General features: G+C 33.4%; 19 protein-coding genes. All 19 read right to left on the bottom strand.

The genetic code is table 11. From position 1 onward, the window contains the following. Positions 1-233 precede the first annotated feature (233 nt). On the bottom strand, positions 234-3926 hold the full coding sequence (locus LO744_RS13255; protein WP_230669970.1) for a phosphoribosylformylglycinamidine synthase: 3693 nt from the start codon (positions 3924-3926) through the stop codon (positions 234-236). A gap of 85 nt (positions 3927-4011) precedes the next feature. After that, positions 4012-5070: a PDDEXK nuclease domain-containing protein gene (locus tag LO744_RS13260; RefSeq protein ID WP_230669972.1), complete on the bottom strand. Its 1059-nt coding sequence runs from the start codon at positions 5068-5070 to the stop codon at positions 4012-4014. Positions 5071-5178: 108 nt separating this feature from the next. After that, complete coding sequence (purB, locus tag LO744_RS13265; RefSeq protein WP_230669974.1) at positions 5179-6606, bottom strand: adenylosuccinate lyase; 1428 nt, start codon at positions 6604-6606, stop codon at positions 5179-5181. A gap of 121 nt (positions 6607-6727) precedes the next feature. Continuing rightward, complete coding sequence (locus LO744_RS13270; protein WP_230669976.1) at positions 6728-7186, bottom strand: DoxX family protein; 459 nt, start codon at positions 7184-7186, stop codon at positions 6728-6730. A 122-nt stretch (positions 7187-7308) separates the two neighbouring features. Continuing rightward, on the bottom strand, positions 7309-7761 hold the full coding sequence (locus LO744_RS13275) for an SRPBCC family protein (protein ID WP_230669978.1): 453 nt from the start codon (positions 7759-7761) through the stop codon (positions 7309-7311). A 72-nt stretch (positions 7762-7833) separates the two neighbouring features. After that, on the bottom strand, positions 7834-8262 hold the full coding sequence (locus LO744_RS13280; protein ID WP_230669980.1) for an SRPBCC domain-containing protein: 429 nt from the start codon (positions 8260-8262) through the stop codon (positions 7834-7836). A gap of 181 nt (positions 8263-8443) precedes the next feature. Then, on the bottom strand, positions 8444-9307 hold the full coding sequence (locus LO744_RS13285) for a VOC family protein (protein WP_230669981.1): 864 nt from the start codon (positions 9305-9307) through the stop codon (positions 8444-8446). A gap of 64 nt (positions 9308-9371) precedes the next feature. Continuing rightward, positions 9372-9611, bottom strand: coding sequence for a DNA-directed RNA polymerase subunit alpha C-terminal domain-containing protein (locus tag LO744_RS13290; protein ID WP_230669983.1), 240 nt, complete (start codon positions 9609-9611; stop codon positions 9372-9374). Between the two features lie 37 nt (positions 9612-9648). Continuing rightward, positions 9649-10062 carry an SRPBCC family protein gene (locus LO744_RS13295; RefSeq protein WP_230669985.1) on the bottom strand — a complete coding sequence of 138 codons (414 nt, stop codon included), beginning with the start codon at positions 10060-10062 and terminating at the stop codon, positions 9649-9651. Positions 10063-10135: 73 nt separating this feature from the next. Then, entirely contained in the window at positions 10136-10567 is a 432-nt protein-coding gene (locus LO744_RS13300; protein ID WP_230669987.1) for a VOC family protein, read from the bottom strand. 365 nt (positions 10568-10932) lie between these two features. Then, the gene (locus LO744_RS13305; protein ID WP_230669989.1) at positions 10933-11457 is read right to left on the bottom strand and encodes a DinB family protein; all 525 of its coding nucleotides are present in this window, start codon (positions 11455-11457) and stop codon (positions 10933-10935) included. A 171-nt stretch (positions 11458-11628) separates the two neighbouring features. Next, a complete protein-coding gene (locus tag LO744_RS13310) occupies positions 11629-12036 on the bottom strand; it encodes a VOC family protein (RefSeq protein ID WP_230669991.1) in 408 nt (135 codons plus the stop codon). Positions 12037-12113: 77 nt separating this feature from the next. Then, positions 12114-12704 carry a Crp/Fnr family transcriptional regulator gene (locus LO744_RS13315; protein WP_230669993.1) on the bottom strand — a complete coding sequence of 197 codons (591 nt, stop codon included), beginning with the start codon at positions 12702-12704 and terminating at the stop codon, positions 12114-12116. 754 nt (positions 12705-13458) lie between these two features. Then, complete coding sequence (locus LO744_RS13320) at positions 13459-14670, bottom strand: DUF763 domain-containing protein (protein WP_230669995.1); 1212 nt, start codon at positions 14668-14670, stop codon at positions 13459-13461. Between the two features lie 196 nt (positions 14671-14866). Continuing rightward, on the bottom strand, positions 14867-15214 hold the full coding sequence (locus LO744_RS13325; RefSeq protein WP_230669997.1) for a glyoxalase superfamily protein: 348 nt from the start codon (positions 15212-15214) through the stop codon (positions 14867-14869). A gap of 89 nt (positions 15215-15303) precedes the next feature. Continuing rightward, entirely contained in the window at positions 15304-16185 is an 882-nt protein-coding gene (locus LO744_RS13330; protein WP_230669999.1) for a YitT family protein, read from the bottom strand. Positions 16186-16192: 7 nt separating this feature from the next. Continuing rightward, positions 16193-16777: an HD domain-containing protein gene (locus LO744_RS13335; RefSeq protein WP_230670001.1), complete on the bottom strand. Its 585-nt coding sequence runs from the start codon at positions 16775-16777 to the stop codon at positions 16193-16195. A 97-nt stretch (positions 16778-16874) separates the two neighbouring features. Beyond that, positions 16875-18878: an adenylate/guanylate cyclase domain-containing protein gene (locus LO744_RS13340; RefSeq protein ID WP_230670003.1), complete on the bottom strand. Its 2004-nt coding sequence runs from the start codon at positions 18876-18878 to the stop codon at positions 16875-16877. A 4-nt stretch (positions 18879-18882) separates the two neighbouring features. Next, the gene (locus LO744_RS13345; RefSeq protein WP_230670005.1) at positions 18883-20916 is read right to left on the bottom strand and encodes an adenylate/guanylate cyclase domain-containing protein; all 2034 of its coding nucleotides are present in this window, start codon (positions 20914-20916) and stop codon (positions 18883-18885) included. Position 20917: the final 1 nt, after the last annotated feature.

Here is a 20917-nt window from a genome sequence, read left to right on the forward strand (position 1 = left end):
AGACGCGATGACATCGTTAATGTTGCAATTTATTTTAAATTTTTCCAATTTTTGAATTTCATATTACCATTTCAATTTTCTTGCTATTAAAAAGATGAATGAATATAGAAAATGTTGCACGATTTTCAATAAAAAATGACTGCCATTGCTGACAGTCATTTTATTTGTATTATTTGAAATACTCAAATATGTGGCTATAATTAAACCTTACAAAAATCTAATGGTTTAAAAGCTTATTTAAAATATTCAACTCCGTTTTTAAAGATATTATGATAATTCGCTGTTGGAATATTTTTCATCAAACCTTCTGCAAAACGTTCAGGGTGTCCCATTCTACCATATATTTTTCCACATGGGCTCGTAATTCCTTCAATTCCGAATAATGAATTATTTGGATTAAAAGGCATTCCGTGAGCGATGTTTCCTTCTAAATCTAAGTATTGAGTCGCAATCTGTCCGTTTTCATACAACTTCTGAATCTCTTCTTTTGAAGCCATAAAACGACCTTCACCATGAGAAATCGGAATTGTATAAACTTGTCCTTTCATTCCTTTCAACCAAGGTGATTCGTCATTCAGAACTTTCACGTTCACCATTTGAGAAATATGTCTTCTGATAGCGTTATGAGCTAACGTAGGAGAATTTTCATCTAAGTCTTTGATTCTACCATAAGGTAATAACCCTGACTTCACCAAAGCCTGGAAACCGTTGCAGATTCCGATAATCATTCCGTCTCTGTCTAGCAATTCGTGAACAGCATTTCTCATCTTCTCATTCTTCAAAACATTCACGATAAACTTAGCAGAACCGTCCGGTTCGTCACCTGCAGAAAACCCTCCAGAGAATGCTAAAATCTGTGACTGTTTAATTTCTTCAACCCACGCATCGATGCTTTCATCAAGCAATTGATGATTGATATTTTTCAACGGTAAACTGTTTACAACTGCACCTTCTTTTGCAAATGCATTCAGCGTATCATATTCACAGTTTGTTCCCGGAAACACAGGAGCAAAAACTCTTGGCTTCGCCATCCCATGTTTTTTAATAATGATATTCCTTGGGTTGATTGAGTTTACTTTCTCATCAATCTCAACCGTCAATTTTTCTTTTTCAACCGTTGGAAAAAGGTTTTCAAAAGTATTTGTATTTGCTTCAAGTAATTTTTCGATTTCAAAATTCAAATTACTGATTTTCAAAATATTTGAACTTTTAACTTCACCAATCAATTGAAGTTCAACAGAACTTAATTCTTCAGTTGATTCAATGATTAAACTTCCAATATTTTTAGCTAATAAAACTTTCTCATCAGCGATATTTATTTCAGCACCTAATCTGTTTCCGAAGCTCATTTTCGCTAAAGCAACGGCAACTCCACCTTCTTTAATTGTTTTCACAGAAACGATTTTTCCGGCTTTGATATTTTCAAAAACCAATTCAAAAACAGCTTTTAATTTATCGTAGTTTGGAAGTCCGTTTTCTTGAGCGATATGATTAAAGAAATATAATTTATTTCCTGCCTGTTTAAATTCCGGAGAGATTATATTTTTCTTTTCTCCGTTTGCACAAGCGAAAGAAATCAAGGTTGGCGGAACATTCAAATCTTGGTATGTACCACTCATTGAATCTTTACCACCAATTGCTGCTAAACCGAAATTAATCTGAGCATCATAAGCTCCAAGTAAAGAAGCCAAAGGTTTCCCCCATTTTTCAGGACTCTGACCTAGTTTCTCAAAATACTCCTGGAAACTGAATCTGATATTTTTGTAATCGCCACCCATCGCAACGATTTTAGCAACACTTTCTACAACAGCATAAGAAGCTCCTAGCAATGAGTTTTGCTTTGAAATTTCAGCATCAAATCCCCAACTTGCCAAAGAAACCGTTTCGATATTTTTTGCGCCTAAAATTGGTAGCGTTTGAGCACTACCTTCCATTAAAGTTTGCTGGTATTTTCCACCTAAAGGCATCGCAACCGTAGTCGCACCAATCGATGAATCAAACATTTCTAGCAAACCTTTTTGAGAAGCAACGTTTTTATCGCTTAATATTTTTAAGAAATTCTCTTCATTGAATGTCAAAGTTTCTTCTTTAACTTCTTCTAAATGAGTAATTTTTGCTTCCTGAGTTTTTGAACAACCATTTGTATCTAAAAAGGCTCTTGAAAGGTCAACAATCATATCACCCTTCCAGAACATCTGCATTCTTCCTGAATCTGTCACTTTTGCCACTTCAACAGCCACAATGTTTTCAGCTTCACAGAATTTGATAAATTGTTCTTTATCTTTTGGCTCAACCACAACCGCCATTCTTTCCTGAGATTCAGAAATAGCCAATTCAGTTCCGTTCAAACCTTCATATTTTAAAGGTAAAACATCTAAATTAACCTCCAAAGAATCAGCGATTTCACCGATTGCCACAGAAACACCTCCAGCACCGAAGTCGTTAGATTTTTTAATCAATCTCGTCACTTCAGGATTTCTGAATAATCTCTGGATTTTACGTTCTTCAACAGCATTTCCTTTCTGAACTTCAGAACTCATCGTGTGGATAGAAGTTTCGTCTTGTTCTTTAGAACTTCCGCTTGCTCCACCAACTCCGTCACGACCAGTCGCGCCTCCTAAAATGATGATAGAATCACCAGCTTCAGGCTTTTCACGTCTTACCCAATCCACAGGAACGGCTCCGGCAACGAAACCAACTTCCATTCTTTTTGCTTTGTATCCTTCATCATAGATTTCGGAAACCATTGTAGTCGCCAAACCGATTTGATTACCGTAAGAAGAATATCCGTTTGCAGCCTGTTTTGTGATTGTTTTTTGAGGTAATTTACCCGGAAGAGTTTTATCAACTGATTCTAAAACATCAGCAGCACCCGTTAATCTCATCGCCTGGAAAACGAAAGAACGCCCAGACAAAGGGTCTCTAATTGCACCACCTAAGCAAGTTGACGCCCCACCAAAAGGCTCGATTTCGGTTGGGTGATTGTGCGTTTCATTTTTGAATAATAAATACCAAGGTTCTTTTTTACCATCGTATTCAGCTTCAATTTGGATGGTACAAGCGTTGATTTCATCAGAAACTACCAAGTTATCCAATTGACCTGTTTTATGGAAATATCTTCCGCAAACTGTTGCCAAATCCATCAAAGAAATTGGTTTTAATTCGCGTCCTAAGAATTTTCTTTTTTCGATATAATCATTGAAAATCGTTTCCAATGTATGTTTAAATTGTCCTTCAAATTCAATATTTGACAATTCTGTTTCAAATGTAGTATGACGACAGTGGTCGCTCCAATACGTGTCTAAAACTTTAAGTTCAGTTTCTGTAGGATTTCTTTCTTCCGTTTTAAAATATTCCTGAATGAATTTTAAGTCATCCAATCCTAATGCAAAACCGTGATTATTAAAGAATTCTTCCAATTGAGCATCATCAAAATCAATGAAACCTTCGTGAACAATTACTTTCGACGGCGTTTCTTCTGCAGGAATATCCAAAATAGATAAATCTTTTTCCTGAGATTCTACTTTATTGATTAAAAGGTCTTTGATTTTTGTTAAATCAGAATCGGAAACTCCTTCAAATTCGATTAATTTTCCGCTTCTTACTTTAGACTTCTCATTTCCAGTCAATAAAGCGATACATTGTTGCGCAGAATCGGCACGTTGGTCGTATTGTCCCGGTAAAAATTCTAATGCGAAATAAATTCCTTGTGCAGGGTTTTCTTCGATTAAAATATCAGTAACTGGGTCTACAAAAGTACTGTTAACTACTTTTTCGAATTCACCATCATTTAAACCAAAAATATCGTAAACGTTATACACCTTTACGCTTTGGATAGACGGAACAACCGCTTTTACTTCATCAAAAATTTTTGGACTTTCTACATCGAAAATCTCTCTTTTTTCTACGAAAATTCTTTTGTTCATTTTTATAGATATAAGATTTTAGTTTTCATTCTAAAATCATTTATTAGATTTATTAATTTTATTTAAATCAACTGCGCAACTCTGTTTATTGAGCAGTATTCATCACATTTTCCACTTCTTCTATCAGCTTTTGCTTATCTGGCAAAACAGTGATATATTTTGAAGCAAAAAGATTATTTTCAAATCCACCCAAAATATATTCTGCAGTAATTTCGTCTTTTTCAGCACAAAGAATAATTCCTATTGGTGGATTGTCATTCTCGTCATTCACCTCTGTTTTATAATAATTAAGATAGGTATTTAGTTGTCCACCATCCGCAATATTTAGTTTTGTGGTTTTCAATTCTATCAAAATATAGCATTGCAATATTTTATTATAAAAAACCATATCAACATAATAATGTGTATTGTTGATAGTTATACGTTGTTGAGAGCCGACAAACATAAAACCTTTACCCAATTCTAACAAAAAGTCTTCGATATGCCGGATGAGTTTCCTTTCTAAATCTTTTTCAAGGATAGGTTTATTCTCAGGAATTCCCAAAAACTCAAAAACATAAGGACTTTTAAGAATATCTTCAGCCTTAGTTAGTTCTTGGCCTTTATTTGATAATTCTAAAACCTTTTCTTTGTTAGATTTTCCTTGAGAGAGTAAAAGCCTTTCATAAAGAGAACTATCAATTTGTCTTTTCAATTCACGAATAGACCAATGAGAGTTTACTGTTTCTTTTTCGTAAAAACTTCTTTTCGATTTATCTTCAATAATGAGTAACTCGCAAATATGTGTCCAAGTAAGTTGTATTGAAGACAAGAAAAGATTTTCATCAAACTGTCCAGTCGGTGACTGGACACTTGAGTATTCTAGATAAAACTTCCTCATATTGAAAAGATTAGAACGAGAAAAACCTTTTCCAATCTCTTTAGTCAACAATTTAGATAGCTTCAGAATAATCTGTCTGGATGTGGAATAATCAATATCATTTCTCCTTTCAGCTTCCACAATTTCTTTCCCAATTTCCCAGTAGGTAAGTATCAGTTCCCGGTTTATTCGTTGATACGCATTTGACCGAGCTTTAAGAACAATAGATTTAATGTTCTCAAGCAGATTTACATCAATGGCGGACAAATGATTATCTTCCTTCATAATTTTCTCAGGAACGGTCATTCCAATTACAATTTCACAATACCTCTGTTCAAATAATAAACAAAAATTATTTTTACAAAATATGCAGCCGAAAAGACTGCATATTATTTATACTTTAAGATCAGCTTCTAATCCTATCAGCTCTTTGTTTGCATCAATAATCGGCTGAACTTCATTTGCAATGAATTCTTCCGTTTGAATAGGTGCAAAACCAATGAAATTTTTAGGATCAAGAACTTCTTTTAATTTTGATTTATCTAATTTTAATGAATCATCATTCAAGATTCTTTCGATAAGATCGTTTTCTAGACCTTCTTCTTTTACCTTTTTAGATGCTTCCATAGAATGAACTCTGATTACTTCGTGAATTTCCTGACGGTCACCACCAGCTTTCACTTCTTCCATGATGATGTATTCTGTCGCCATGAAAGGAAGTTCTTCCATAATATGTTTGTTGATTCTGTTCGGATAAACCACGATTCCGTTCATGATGTTATTCCAAATCAATAGAATTGCATCAACCGCTAAAAACGCTTGAGGAATGGTTAATCTCTTGTTTGCAGAATCGTCCAATGTTCTTTCAAACCATTGTGTTGAAGCAACCATTGCAGAACTTGTCGTTAAAGACATTACGTATTTTGCCAATGCTCCGATTCTTTCGCTTCTCATCGGGTTACGCTTGTAAGCCATTGCAGATGAACCGATTTGGTTTTTCTCGAACGGCTCTTCAATTTCTTTCAAATTTTGAAGTAAACGTAAATCGTTTGTGAATTTATGTGCAGATTGTGCGATATTACCTAATAAGGCAACCACTTTTGCATCGATTTTTCTATCGTAAGTCTGTCCTGAAACGCCGAATACTTTTTCGAAACCGAATCTCTTTGACAATTCTTTATCTAAATGTTTTACTTTAGAATAATCACCGTTGAAAAGCTCCAAGAAACTTGCTGCAGTTCCGGTTGTTCCTTTTACACCTCTGAATCTTAATGTTTCCAAGAAGAAATCAAGCTCTTCGATGTCAAGAACTAAACTTTGTAACCAAAGTGTTGCTCTTTTTCCAACAGTTGTTAACTGAGCTGGTTGGAAGTGAGTGAATCCTAAAGTTGGAAGGTCTTTATATTGAATTGAAAAATCAGCAAGATTCTTCATCACGTTCACCAACTTTTTCTTTAAAATTAAAAGTCCGTCACGGATCTGAATTAAATCTGTATTGTCTCCTACAAACGCCGAAGTTGCTCCTAAGTGAATAATTCCCTTTGCAGAAGGCGCCACATCACCATAAGCGTGAACGTGAGCCATTACATCGTGACGGAATTTTTTCTCGTATTCTGCTGCTTTATCGTAATCGATATTGTCAACATTCGCTTTCAACTCAGCAATTTGCTCGTCTGTAATTTCAAGACCTAAGTCTTTTTCGATTTCAGCCAGAGCAATCCAAAGCTTTCTCCAATTCTGGAATTTATTGTTGTGTGAAAAGTTAAACAACATCTCTTCGCTTGAATAGCGTTCTTCCAAAGGATTTTTGTAGGAATTCATTTCTTTACTTTTACTTTTTAGATATGCAAAAATAAGGATTTTCGGTGAGAGATAAAAATCGTGATGTTGGTTTTAAATTTTGTTTAAATCAAACTTATTTTAATCGATTTAAAATTCATTTTTAGTTCAGATAAATTCCAAAAAACCACGTCCAGGCTATTAAAATAATCTGCATAGGAATTCTTTCTTTATACAGATAGCTCATTCCGGGACCCGAATAATCTGCTTTAAAAAGATTGACTTTTTTTCTTGATGAATTAATATTCGCAATAAAAACTAACACCAAAAAGATAATCAACAAAATTGAAGTCAGCTCACGAATTGAAGGAATCATCAAACCAATTCCTGCCGCAATTTCGATAATACCGGTAAAGTAAACCCAAAACATTTTTGCAGGCATAAATTCAGGAATCATTAAAGCCATTCCTTTTTGGAATTTAAAATGAGCAAAACCTGTGAATAGTATAAAAACTGCCATTCCGAGGTTTCCTGAAAAGAGAAAGTTCCAGTTTCCCTGAAAGATTTTTGTCCCCAGTAGCGCTAAAGCAAATGTTATGAAAAGGATTGATAGTAGTTTCATGATAATTATTTAGATTCCTACAGATTACGAAGATTTTCGCAGATGATTGAGGATATTTTTTAAAGTTAAATAAAAAAGAGGCTTTCTCTAAAAACCTCTTGATATAAATTATTCAAATCATATTATTTAGATTCGGAAAGATCTTTTACAATCTGTAAGCCTTTTGTAAACCCTTCATTCATATGATCTTTCCATTCGCTCTCAGCTTGAACTTCTGCCTGAAGCTTTACCGTTCCGTCATCCAGGGAAATCAGGAAATATTTTTCAAAAGAACCGTTCCACTCCATCACTTCTTTGCTTTGGGTGTCTTCGTTTCCGTCTTTATCGACCATTCCCAAATGTTTAAAAACAATCTGATCAGGTTTTTCCAAACTATCAATTGTAGAAACCATTCCTTCACCATCTGTGTTTGTGAAATAGGTTTTCCCACCGACCTGCCAATCAGATTTCATCAATGAAATAGATTTAGGATTAAAAAATTTCGTCCATTCAGAGTAGGTTTGGGGAGTCCACAAAACATCCCATATTTTTTCTTTAGGAGCATCAATAATGATATTGTATGATAAATTTTCCATGATAATGATTTTTTGGCGTGTATTATTTAACTTAAAAAATCATTTGTGTCTTTGAAAGTAATCATCAGTAAATTAAAGCTGATTTTCCGACAGATTCTTCACATTCTGAAGTGCTGCAGGAAATTTTTCCTCAAAAAAATCTTTGAATTCTGGCGAAGATTTAATTGTGGCTTTTAATATTGTTTCTTCTTCTGTTTCCTCTAAAGTATAAGTTTCTGTGGCATCACCCCAATCTTGTGGGGTTTCTATCCCATCATAAATTTCACCCAAATGCAGAAAAGTCATCTCTTTATTGGGATCGTTTTTCAAAACACGGCTGTACATTCCGTTGTTATTAGGATCAAAAAACTTTATAATACTGCCTTCATCCCAAGTTCCCACATAGAAAGAACCTTTTGTGAATGCGGAAGTCCATTGTCTGTAATGCATATCGTCCCACAGAACGGTCCATATTTTTTCGGGACTTGCATTGATTTTTATTTCAAATTCTAAAACTTCCATGGTTTAGGTTTAGGTTTAGGTTTAGGTTTAGGTTTAGGTTTAGGTTTAGGTAAAATTATTTATACTTCATCAAAATCTTCGCCATTCATGTGGATAATTTCACTGGTGATAAAACCAACTACACTCTTGACCAAAATTTTCATGAAAAAATAACGTCTAACATCCAGCTTTCATCATTCAACTAAGAATTATAAGCTTCTTCTAAGTCTTTAATCACAATTTTTTGCATTTTCATCATTGCTTGCACTACTTTTTGAGCTTTCAGCTGATCAGAATCGCTCATCAATTCAATGAGTCTTTTGGGTACAATTTGCCAGCTCATTCCGAATTTATCTTTTAGCCAACCACACATGCTTTCTCTTCCCCCTTCTGCTGTTAACGAATTCCAAAGGTTATCTGTTTCTTCCTGATTATTTGTCATAATGACCATAGAAATCCCTTCATTAAAATCAAACTTGTGATCATAAGAATTATCCATGCAAAACATCGAATAACCGTCGATTTCAAAATGGGCATGCTGTACGTTTTCCGGAATTTCGTGGTTTTCACCATTTACTCCTTCTCCATATTTCAGCACGCTTTCTATTTTTGAGTTTGGAAAAACATGAGTGTATAATTCCATTGCTTCTGATGCTTTTCCGTTATTTTGATGAATAAACATTAAAGTCGGAATAATTCTTTGCTCGCTTTTCTTTTCACCTAAATACAATTGCCATGTAACGCCAAATTTATCTCGGATCCAACCATATTTTTTACTCCAAGGATAAGAATCTAACGCCATCAAAACAATTCCTCCGTCTTCCAATTGATCCCAATATTTCTGAACTTCGTCTTCCGTTTCACACATCACCATAAACGAAACTGAAGCATTTTTTTCAAAATGAGGGCCACCGTTCAAAAGCATTATTTTCTGCCCGAAAATCTCAATATTCATTACAACAGGTGTGTCTGCAGTAATTTTTCCGCCAAATACTTTGCAATAAAACTCTGCAGATTGTTTAGCATCACCATCATACCATAAACACGGGAAAATATTGTTATTCATTTTTTTTTAACTTAGGATTTATTAAATATTTTTCTGAACCTCTTTTTCTGAGACTCAATTTATTTTATTGATTTTTAAAAGAAAAATTATTTTCTTTCATGTAATTTTTAAGCTTTGAAATTGTATTTTTTCCGAAACCGTGAAATTTCAGCAATTCATTTTCAGAATAATCTGATAGTTTTCTAAGAGAATCGATCTGTTCTTTTTCCAGCGTTCTTCTTGCAGGCATTGCTATAACGCCTTGTAAAAATTGATTTCCCTCCACATGATTCTCAGCGCAAATGGGTTTTAAACATTTTGCCATTATTACCAAATTGATCATGATTACACGTTTTTAAAGTTTAATGGTTTTCTACATATTTATGAAAATTATTGAGAATCGCATACCATCCTTCACGCTGCATCTCCACTGAATTTTGTTTTTCAGCATCAAAAATTTGGATTACTTTGGTTGTATTCTCGTCAATTTTTTCAAAAATCACTTCTACTTCTCTACCATCTTCAATCTGATATTTTATTCTTTCATTCTTATCCACTTCATCATAAATTCCTGCAAAATCAAATCCGAAGCTGCCGTCTTTTGCTTCCATTCTATTATTGAATTTACCACCGATTTTCAAATCATTTTCAGATTTTGGACAATACCAACTTTCATGGGCAAAATTCCATTTAACAATATGTTTTGGAGCATTAAAATAATCCCAAACTTTTTCTACTGGTGCCAGTATCGTAATATCAATTTTAACTTTATCCATTTAATAATTTGTTTTTAGGGTGTAAAAAGAAGGGTAAACTCAACATCTACCCTTTCAATAATTAAATATAAAACTATTTTGTGTATTCTTCATTATAATTAATCATCCAATGTACACCAAATTGGTCCTGAAAACTACCGAAATAGTCTCCCCAAAATTGGTCTTCAAGTGGCATTTCAACATTTCCACCTTCTGAAAGTCCTTTAAAGATTCTTTCTGCATCTTCTCTGGAATCTGGAAATACTGAAACGTAATTATTATTCCCAACGGTTAAGTTTTGCCCAAATGACGGTACAATATCTGAAGCCATCAAAAGGTCTCCCCCAATAGGAAGCGCAATATGCATTACTCTGTTTTTTTCTTCATCTGATAAATTTTCAGTTCCGGGAGCGTTACCCATTTTATGAATTTCTCCAACGAATTCTCCGCCAAACACAGATTTGTAAAATGTGAATGCTTTTTCTGCTGTACCGTCAAAATTGAGGTAAGGATTTAATTTTGCCATGATTTTTATTTTTAAAAGTTAGTTTTTTTTTAACACTAATTTCACTAATGTTTTTTTTCACAAATAACACGATTAAATTGGTGTCTATTGCTGTTTTATTTTAACGCAAAGAGCGCAAATATTTTTTAGAGCTTGTTTAAATTTTATTAATTTAAATTCTGTGCGATTAAGTTGTGATTTTTTCCAATCATTTTTTATATAATTCTCGCAAATCACACAGATTTAGCAGATTAAAAACTGAGAAACTAATCTGCTAAATCAGCAAAATCTGCGAGATAAATTATTTTCATTTAAATTTAAACAGCTCTTAATCTAATTGAGAATATTTTTTGTTCGCAAAGGCGTTCTACTCAGCAAAGACTACATTAATATTTCATATTTTCGTCAAAATCGTATTTCATTCCTTCGTAATTAAGGATTCTACGCATTAATCCTATTTGTCCGCAGAGATAATCTTCGCGACCGATGCACATTCCGATAAAATTGAGTACATTTTCAGGAAAAAACTCAATATTCATTCCCATTGGAAAAGCTTTATCTAAATCTTCATCTGAAGCTTCCAATAATTTTTGATAAACAAGAGGTGAAATTTTATGAAAAGAACCTTTCAACTGCTGTAAAGACGGATATTCTAAATTTTCATCTAACGCTTTTCCCTGAAAGAAAAAATCTTTAAACTCAAATTCTTCATTCAAACCGAGTACGCTTCCCATTGCATAACGCATATCGAGAAAATTTCCAACCATCCAAATGATATGGTTGGTTCTGCCTTCAATTCTTTTTAAGGCATCTTCTTCTGAAATCCTGTCAAGAACCATCAGAAAATTCTGACTATGTCCTCGAAATGCAGGAATAATGATTTCTAATTTTGTTGATTTTGGAGTGTCCATAATTTGATTTTTATTTATTTAGCCACAGGTTCTTCCGATTTACATAGATAATTATGATTATAAGACTCTGTAGATTTATTATTAATTTCCTCTCGTAGATTTTACGGATTGAGCAGATATTTTCAGATTAAACAATCTGCGTTATCAGCTAAATTTGCAATAATTTAAAAATTATTCAGTAGGCATTTGAGAGATATCAGCAAATGTTACATTCCAACCATGACCGTTGATGTCCCAAAAAGAGTTCTGGTACATCCATCCATAATCCTGAGGTTCTTCATGTTGAGTTGCTCCGTTTTCAACAGCTGCGTTAACAATTTTATCAACTTCTTCACGACTGTTTAAGCCAATAGCTACCAAAACCTGCGTAGTATCACCTTTTGGAATCGGTCTTTCTGAAAAAGTCTGGAAATATTCTTCCGTTAAAAACATCACGTAAATAGTATCGCTCAACACAACACAAACTGCTTTGTCATCTGAAAACTGTTCGTTAATAGTGAATCCTACATTCGTCCAGAATTCTTTTGTTTTTAGAATGTCTTTTACCGGAAGGTTGACATAAATTTGGTTGATTTTCATATTGTAATTTTTGGGTGTAATACTTTTAACCAAAATTACTAAGTCGCTACGAAAATCAACTTGCCATAAGACAAGATTTAATTTTTCTTGGGATGGGAAACCAATTCTTTACGAATTCGGCTTAAAGAAGTGTCTGTCACACCTAAGTAGGAAGCAATTTGCTTTAGTGGAGCAAATTGTACAACATGAGGTTTTTGTTCTAATAAATTGAGGTAACGTTTGGTGGCAGAAAGCGTAAACATCTCTACAGAACGTTGTTTATAAATGAAAAGTTGCTGAGACATCCATGCTCTTCCCCATTCTCTGAGGTTTGGGATTTTGTGAAATAATTCCTGAAAGGTTTCAAAATCAAATTTCCAGCATTCGCAATCTGTAATGCAAACAATATTTTCCTGAGTCGGAATTCTTTGGAATAATGATGAAACATCAATAATGATTTCATTTTCTACAAAAAAGTGGGTGGTGACTTCATTTCCATTAAAATCATTGACCCATGAACGAGCAAGACCTTTTTCTAAAATATAATATTCATTGGCGGTTTTTCCTTCTTCGAGAATGTATTCTCCTTTTTGAAAACTTACTTTTTCATGAGCCTGAAAAATTTCAACAAGTTCTTTCTGAAAGAAAAAAGGAAAATCGCGATAAACATCAAAGGCTTTGCTAGTCATCCAAATACTATTTTGAGATTTTAAATTTATAATTTTTATTGGAATTGAACGTATTTTTTTTGACAGCTTAAATTTTCAACTCATCGTAAGGTTTTTAAATCCCTAATACTTATTATCATTGTTGTCCGATTAAAACAATAAACAAATTGACAAACTCAATGTTAATAATGTAAATCGATAGGTCGCTCCTCTGGAGCTTTGTTTTGGATTATTTCATTTTTTCTATTAACAGAAAATCCCGATGGGATTAATGCAGCTCCATTAGGAGCAAACTGTTAATAGAAAATAGTGGTTCTTTTATCATTAAAGCTCCTGAGGAGCGAGCTGTTAATTGTATTTCTAATTTTTACCGGACATCAATGATTTATCATAAATATCTATAATTGGTAATAAGTTAGTTTTTAACAGCTTATTTGTTTTTCCTTAGGAAACCTAATCTAATGGTTCGACGAAGTCGATTTAAGATACTTTATATTTAGTATATTAAGATTCCTACGGAAAGACAAAATGTCTGCTGGTTTCTAAACTTTGGTTAAAAACGGACATTCATAATATTTATAAATTGATTTTCTGTTTTAAGACAAACACCCTTGTTTTAACTAAAACAGATTTCTACGAAAGGATAAACACACCCGTTTTAATACAAACAGAATTGTGTTTTTATTAAATCACTATTGTTTTAACCAAAACAGATTTGCGATTGAGTACAAACACCTTTGTTATAATTAAAAATCAGATTTACAAGAATAAATATTTAAAACAAAGAAAGCTGAATCGGCTTTGGTTTTGAAGGTTTTTCTGCATCCCCAAAAACAGTTTTTCCACCAAAACGCCAAGAGTTTTGTCTTTCTTCTTCAATCACCTCATTAATATCAAAATCTGGTGTGAAGTTTTTCTCAGCTTCAGAAATAATCGTGTGAAGCTTATTGATAGACTGCAATTTGTCTGAATTTCCCAACTTAGATTTTTCAATTCCTTTTTGCAAAATTGAAATTGTCTCGTCATAAACATTGATGGGAACAGGAAACGGATGACCGTCTTTTCCACCATTCGCAAACGAAAATCTCGCAGGGTCTCTGAATCTTGAAGGCGCCCCATGAATCACTTCACTTACCAATGCCAAACTTTGTAAAGTTCGCGGTCCTACGCCTTTTAATAACAATAATTCTTCAAAATTTTCAGGTGGCTTTTCTCGGGTCATGTACAAAAGTGTGCCCAGTTTTTTCAAATCTACATCCGAAGCACGTACGTCATGATGAGCAGGCAGAATGAGATTGGCAAAATCCTGCATTATTTTTTCTGAATTGGTGTGTGAGATTTCCAAGATTCCTTTGCGGCTGTTTTTAGCTTCACTCGCTGTTAGATTTAAAATTTCACCTCTATTAATCCCTTGAATTCCTTTGTGTGGTTCTTCTACAAAAGATTCCATATTTTCAGAATGCCAATGGTAACGTCGCGCTGTGCCATCAGAATCATTCATTCCTTGCTGTACAACTGCCCAATTTCCTTCATCTGACAAAATAAAATTATGAAGATACAGTTGATAACCATCCTGAATCGCAGTATTATCCACTTTTGCAGAGAGTTTACTTGCACGAACCAATTCGTTTCCATTTAGTCCGGTTTTATCAGCAATAACTAATAATTCATTCGGAGTTTCTTTGGAAAGCTTGCCTTTTCCACCACAAATATAAATTCCTAGTTCTTTAGAATTAGGATTAATGCTGCGTTTTAATGCTCCCATTACCGAAGTTGTGATGCCTGAAGAATGCCAATCCATTCCCATTACCGCACCGAAACTTTGAAACCAAAACGGGTCTGCTAATCTGCGAAGCACTTCATTTTTACCATAATCTGCTAACATTACTTCTACGATGGAAAGTCCGAGCACGGCCATTCTTTCGTATAGCCAAGGCGGTACTTTTCCGTAATGAAGTGGTAAAGTTGCGGTTCCGGAGCGTTTCATTTATTAGAATTGATAGTTGATAGTTGATAGTTGATAGTTGATAGTTGATAGTTGATAGTTGATAGTTGATAGTTGATAGTTGATAGTTGATAGGCAAAATTAAAGCCTTACAGTTGAAATACATAAGGCTTTAACATTTTTATTTTTTTGATGCAATGATTTTTAATTAACTAAAATTAATAGAATAATATTAGACTTATTGATGTGAAAGAATATTAATGAGCTTTCCGAACGGGTCTATCACAAAGAATCTTCGAACACCCCAATCTTCATTGGTTATTTTGTAGATAATTTTAAATTCTGAATCTACCATTTTGTCATATATTTCATCGACATTATCAACTTCAATAGAAAAGTCGGGAACCTTGGTGTCATTTCCACCTTGAGTTGCAAAACTTATCTGAACTTTTGATTTTTCCTCATTACCGAAAGTTTTAATCCAGCCATGATTCATCAATGTTTCGAGACCCAAAATATCATGATAAAATACATCAGCTTTAGATAAATCTTCAGTTTTTATATTGGCTACGATTCTTTTTACCATTTCATTAAAATTAAAATTTAAGTTTAAAATTAACAAAAAAGCCTTGTAAAAATAATTCTACAAGGCAATATTTATTATTAATTTGAACTTTAATGCTTCACAATTTCCTTTACAATTCCGCCTTGAGGTTCTCTTACGGTTTGGGTAAAAATAAATGCTTTCGGATCAATTGAACGAACAATATTCTGTAGTTTTCGAACTTCCAGCCTGGTTACAATTGTAAAAATAATATCGGCATCGGCGCTTTGCTCAAAAGATTCTTTCATAAAACCTCTTTCTCCTCTGTAAACAGTAATTCCTTTATTCATCGTTAAAACCAAAGCTTTTTTAATCTCTTCGCTGTTTCCTGAAATAATCGTTACTCCTGTATAGGCTTCAATTCCTTCAATCACATATTTAGTAATCTGACTAGCCACGAGATACGTCATAATTGCATACAAAGCGGTTTCAAATTTAAGAAAAACGGTTGCGATGATAAAGATAATCACATTCATTCCTAAAATAATTTCGGTGATACTGAAACTACTTTTTTTGAATGTTAATAATGCTAAAACTTCCATTCCGTCGAAAGTTCCGCCACCTCGCATAGATAAACCGATTCCAATTCCCATGAAAAATCCGCCAAATACAGCGACCAATAATTTGTCATGGGTCACTTCCGGAAAAGGGACGAAAAAAATGGTGATGATGATTAGTAAAATCGTTAAAAAACTTCTGATGGCAAAGTGTTTTCCGATTTGGAAGTACGCCAGAATGATAAATGGTAAGTTTAAAACCAATAGAACGACTCCGAGATTCCAATGGTAAACTTCGTGAAGTAAAAGTGAAACACCGGTAACACCACCATCTAAAAAGTGATTGGGAACGAGGAAAGATTTTAAAGCAAAACTCGCAGAAATAACTCCTAAAACGAGATAAATAATATCTGAAAGAGTAAAAAGCGGGCCATGTTTAGTTGAAGCAGAGCTCATAAAGTAATCAGTTGTTTTTTAGTTTTGTTTTAATAATATTCAGGTTATCCTGTTTTTTTTCTTTTCTGGTATTGATGGCAGTTTCTGTGAAATAATGATGGCTTTCTAAGAATTTCTCCTGTAATAAATTCCAATCACGCTCGGAATTGACAATTCCGAACATCGAAAGTTCTTCAAACAACTTATCACCAATTACAAAAAAGTCATCTCTTCCCAAGTAATCTAAATCGGCATCGGCAACGATTTGTTCTAAATGGTTTTTCGGAGTCTGAGGAATTTTTGTCGCCATGATCATTCCTTTTATTTTATCTAACTGATCTTGCGAAAAGCCATATTCTAACAGATATTCTGCAGCAATTTCACATGATTTTTCCTCATGATTTTTTGATCCGTATAAAAATCCGGTATCGTGAAACAACGCCGCGGTTTTTAGCAATACTAAATCTTCATCACTAACTCCTTCAGATTTAGCAATTTTTTCTACAGCATCGATAACGTCTTTTACGTGCATCACGCTGTGATAAGAAAGATGCTCAGGAAGGTTTTCTCTGAGTCTTTTTAATATGAGTTTATTTAGTTTTTCGTATTCCATATTTAAAATAGAAAATGTTTTTTAAATTTTGTGAACTTTTAATTTTCAAAGATAAAATGCTTTAAATTCAGCAAGAAAACTTTTGTTTCTTTTGTGGTTAAATATTTTTAGCTTCCAATGCAAAATACATATCCATATCTCCTTTTCCTTTTGTATGAATTTTACCTCGGTATTCGCAGGTAATTTTTTCTTTTATCAATTGGTAAGTCGATTCTGAAATATTTATTTTTCCTCTTTCGCTGTTTTGCTCCATTCTTGCTGCGGTATTTACGGTATCGCCCCAAATGTCGTAAGCGAATTTTTTCACCCCAACAATTCCGGCAATTAAAGAACCAGAATTAATCCCGATTCTGATATCTAAAACATCAGGATTGGTCTTTTTTCTTTCTTCAATAAAATGAATAATATCTAAAGCGACCAATACTGTTTTGTAAGCGTGGCATTCATTTTTAATAGGCAATCCGCAAACTGCCAGGTAAGCATCACCGATGGTTTTTATCTTTTCTAAACCATGCTTCTCCATTATCATATCGAAAGCGGTAAAACATTCGTTGAGTTCGACAAGCATTTTTTCAGCACCCATTTTTTCGGAACTTTGGGTAAAATTAACAAAATCGGTAAATAAAACACTTACTTCATCATAATATTTAGCTTCAGAGCTTCCATTTTCCTTCAGTTCTTCGGCCACTTCATGCGGAAGAATATTGAGGAGTAGATTTTCTGTTTTTTGCTTTTCTTTCTGCAATTCAAAAGTACGCTCATCAACCTGTTGCTCAAGCAAATCATTTTGATCTTGCAAAATCTGCTGTTTTTCCTGTTCCTGTTTCAAATTAATATCAGAAAGTCGGTTGACTTCATCCAGCTGTTTTACCAAACTTAAATTCGTTGAAGCAAATTGCCAACCCAAATAAGCCGAAATAGAAATCGGGAAGCTTACAAAAATAACAATCAAGACTATTATTCCGAATGTATCTCCTGAAAACATTTTTGGGGCAACAATATTTAAAGAATCTAAAATATTAAAAATGATGGTAAGAATAATGATAGCAACGAAAGTAAGAATTCCGCCACCAACTATAAAAGCCGATTTTTCTTTTCTTATCATGGCTCTTATGATAAGATACAACGATTCAGACCAAACGAAAAACAGATAAAACATAACCAAACTGATCGCTACTTTTGCACTGAAGTAATACAGTATCAGAAGCAGAGCTGCAAAAATCAGTAAGATTTTTAATCTAATTTTACTTCTACCAAATAATGTATTAACAAAACCAGTGAGCGATGCTCCAAAAGCCAACATGGAAAGAAAAGAAAAGAAAGCGTAAGCATCTATTTTCTCAGGATTATTCATTTCAAAAAATAAAAGAACCATATAGCTCATTAAGCCAATAGAGAGGTTATATATTGAGAAATACAGATTATAAATCGCTTTTCTATAAAATAAAAATAAGAGCAGGTGTATGAATCCCAGTGCGGAAAAAACGCCACAAATCAGCATCGATACAAAGTTAAACCCCTGTTCCATTTCTACTTTGTCATGAATAAACTCCTTGGCATCTATTAATTCTATATCTAATGCTACAGGACTGTAATTGATCGCCATTTTTTTTCCACCGACGATAGGCAGAAAGCGAATCGCCAAGACATTGACTTCTGTATTATTTAACGAAAACAATTCAGGAATATCATTTTTCATTCTAAATTCTCTTGCACCGCTTTTTCCTATTTTCCCTATCGTTTCAATCTTTTTACCATTGAGATAAATTTCGGAAGCTCCTACTTGTTTGATATCAAAACACAAAGACTTATTTACAGAGGCCGAATCTATTTTAAAGTAATATCGGATCCAGTAAACCTGATCTTTATCGTAGGCTTTTTTAGAACTAAAATCAGCATATTTCCAAGCAGAATCATTGTAGTTTGGTAATGCAAACGCGGGGTTATCGTCGGCAATAAATTTACTCTCTTCATCAATCAATGCTCCATACATCAGATTTTTTTCAGTAAACACTTTAGGTTTATCAAAAGAGTTTTGGGCAAAACAGAATGTCTGTAACACCATTAAAACCAAAAATGCAAAGAGTATATTTTTTTTCAATTTTTTAAGATTTAGCTAAATGATTGACAAAATACATATCCATATCACCTTTTCCTTTGGTATGGATTTTCCCTCTGTATTCGCAATTAATTTTCTCTTTTATTAATTGGTATGTAGATTCTGAAATATTTATTTTTCCTTTTTCGCTATTTTGCTCCATTCTTGCTGCGGTATTCACCGTATCACCCCAAATATCGTATGCGAATTTTTTAACCCCAACAATTCCGGCAATTAAAGAACCCGAATTAATCCCGATTCTGATATCTAAAACATCAGGATTGGTCTTTTTTCTTTCTTCAATAAATTCAATAATATCTAAAGCGACCAAAGTTGTTTGATAGGCATGATTCTCATTTTTAATAGGCAATCCACAAACTGCCAAATAAGCATCACCGATGGTTTTTATCTTTTCTAAACCATGCTTCTCCATAATCATATCGAAAGCGGTGAAGCATTCATTGAGTTCTACAAGCATTTTTTCAGCACCCATTTTCTCTGAACTTTGGGTAAAATTAACAAAATCGGTAAATAAAACACTTACTTCATCATAATATTTAGCTTCAGAGCTTCCGTTTTCCTTCAGTTCTTCGGCCACTTCATGTGGAAGAATATTGAGGAGTAGATTTTCTGTTTTTTGCTTTTCTTTTTGCAATTCAAAAGTACGCTCATCAACCTGTTTTTCAAGCAAATCATTTTGATCTTGCAAAATCTGTTGCTTTTCTTGTTCCTGTTTCAAATTAATATCAGAAAGTCGATTGACTTCATCCAACTGTTTTACCAAGCTTAAATTAGTGGAAGCAAATTGCCAACCCAAATAAGCCGAAATCGAAATCGGGAAACTGATGAAAATAAATATAAAAACATAAGTAATAAAATCATCTCCGAAGAAATTATTTATATCAATAGTATTCAGTTTATTTAAAAGCATGAAAATAATGACCATTACAATAAAAAGGAAGAATACCAAAACTCCGCCTCCAACAATGAAAGCCGATTTTTCTCTCCTGATCATCGCTCTGATGATTAAATAAAAAGATTCGAAAGCAACGAAAGCAATATAAAAAAACGCAAAACTTGCTGCAGTAGTGGCACTAAAATAATAGAGCAGAACAATAGAGGCAGAAATAATCAACATTACTTTCAGCCTTTTTTTTGTTCTTCCAAACAATGTATTGATAAAACCTGTAAGTGAAGTACCAAATAACATCACCGCCAAAAATGAAGCAAAGGTATAAGTATCCAGATTTAAAGGATCTGTCATTTCAGAAAAGAGCAACGTTAAATAGCTCATCAAAGAAATAGAAATATTGTAGGTAGAGAAATACAGGTTATAAATCGCTTTTCTATAAAAAAGAAACAACAATAAATGAATAAATCCTAATGCACCAAATATACCGCAAATCAGCATCGTATAAAAATTAAAATCCTTCCACAATGAGACTTTATCTTTAATAAAATTGTGAGCAGAAACAAGCTCTATACTTATTGCGACAGGACTAAGATTGACAGTCTTTTTTTTGACTACTACAAATGGTAAAAAACGTATCGCTAAAACATTTACATCGGTTTTATCTAAAGAAAACAACTCTGGAATTTTGTTTTTCATCTTAAACTCTTTCAACTTTATATTTCCGATGCTTTCTATCTTTTTACCATTTAGATAAATCTCTGAAGAACCAAGTTGAGTGATATTCAAACACAAAGGTTGATTCAGTAATGTAGAATCTATTTTAAAATAATAACGAACCCAATAAACCTGATCTTTTTTAGAAGCATTTTCAGGACTTAATTTAATAGGATTCCAAGAATAGATTTTTTTAGAATTAAAATTGGCATGTTTCCATGAAGAATCATCAAATTCTGGCAAAGCAAAAGCAGGGTTGTCACCGGCAAAAATTTTACTACTTTCATTGATTGGTGCACCAATTATAATTTCATTTTCAGTAAAAATTCTGGGTTTTTCAAGAGAATTTTGAGCAAAACAGAATGTCTGTACCACCATTAAAACCAAAAATGCAAAGAGTATATTTTTTTTCAAT

Origin of the sequence: Chryseobacterium turcicum, from assembly GCF_021010565.1 — a bacterium.
GTDB classification, from domain to species: Bacteria; Bacteroidota; Bacteroidia; order Flavobacteriales; family Weeksellaceae; genus Chryseobacterium; species Chryseobacterium turcicum.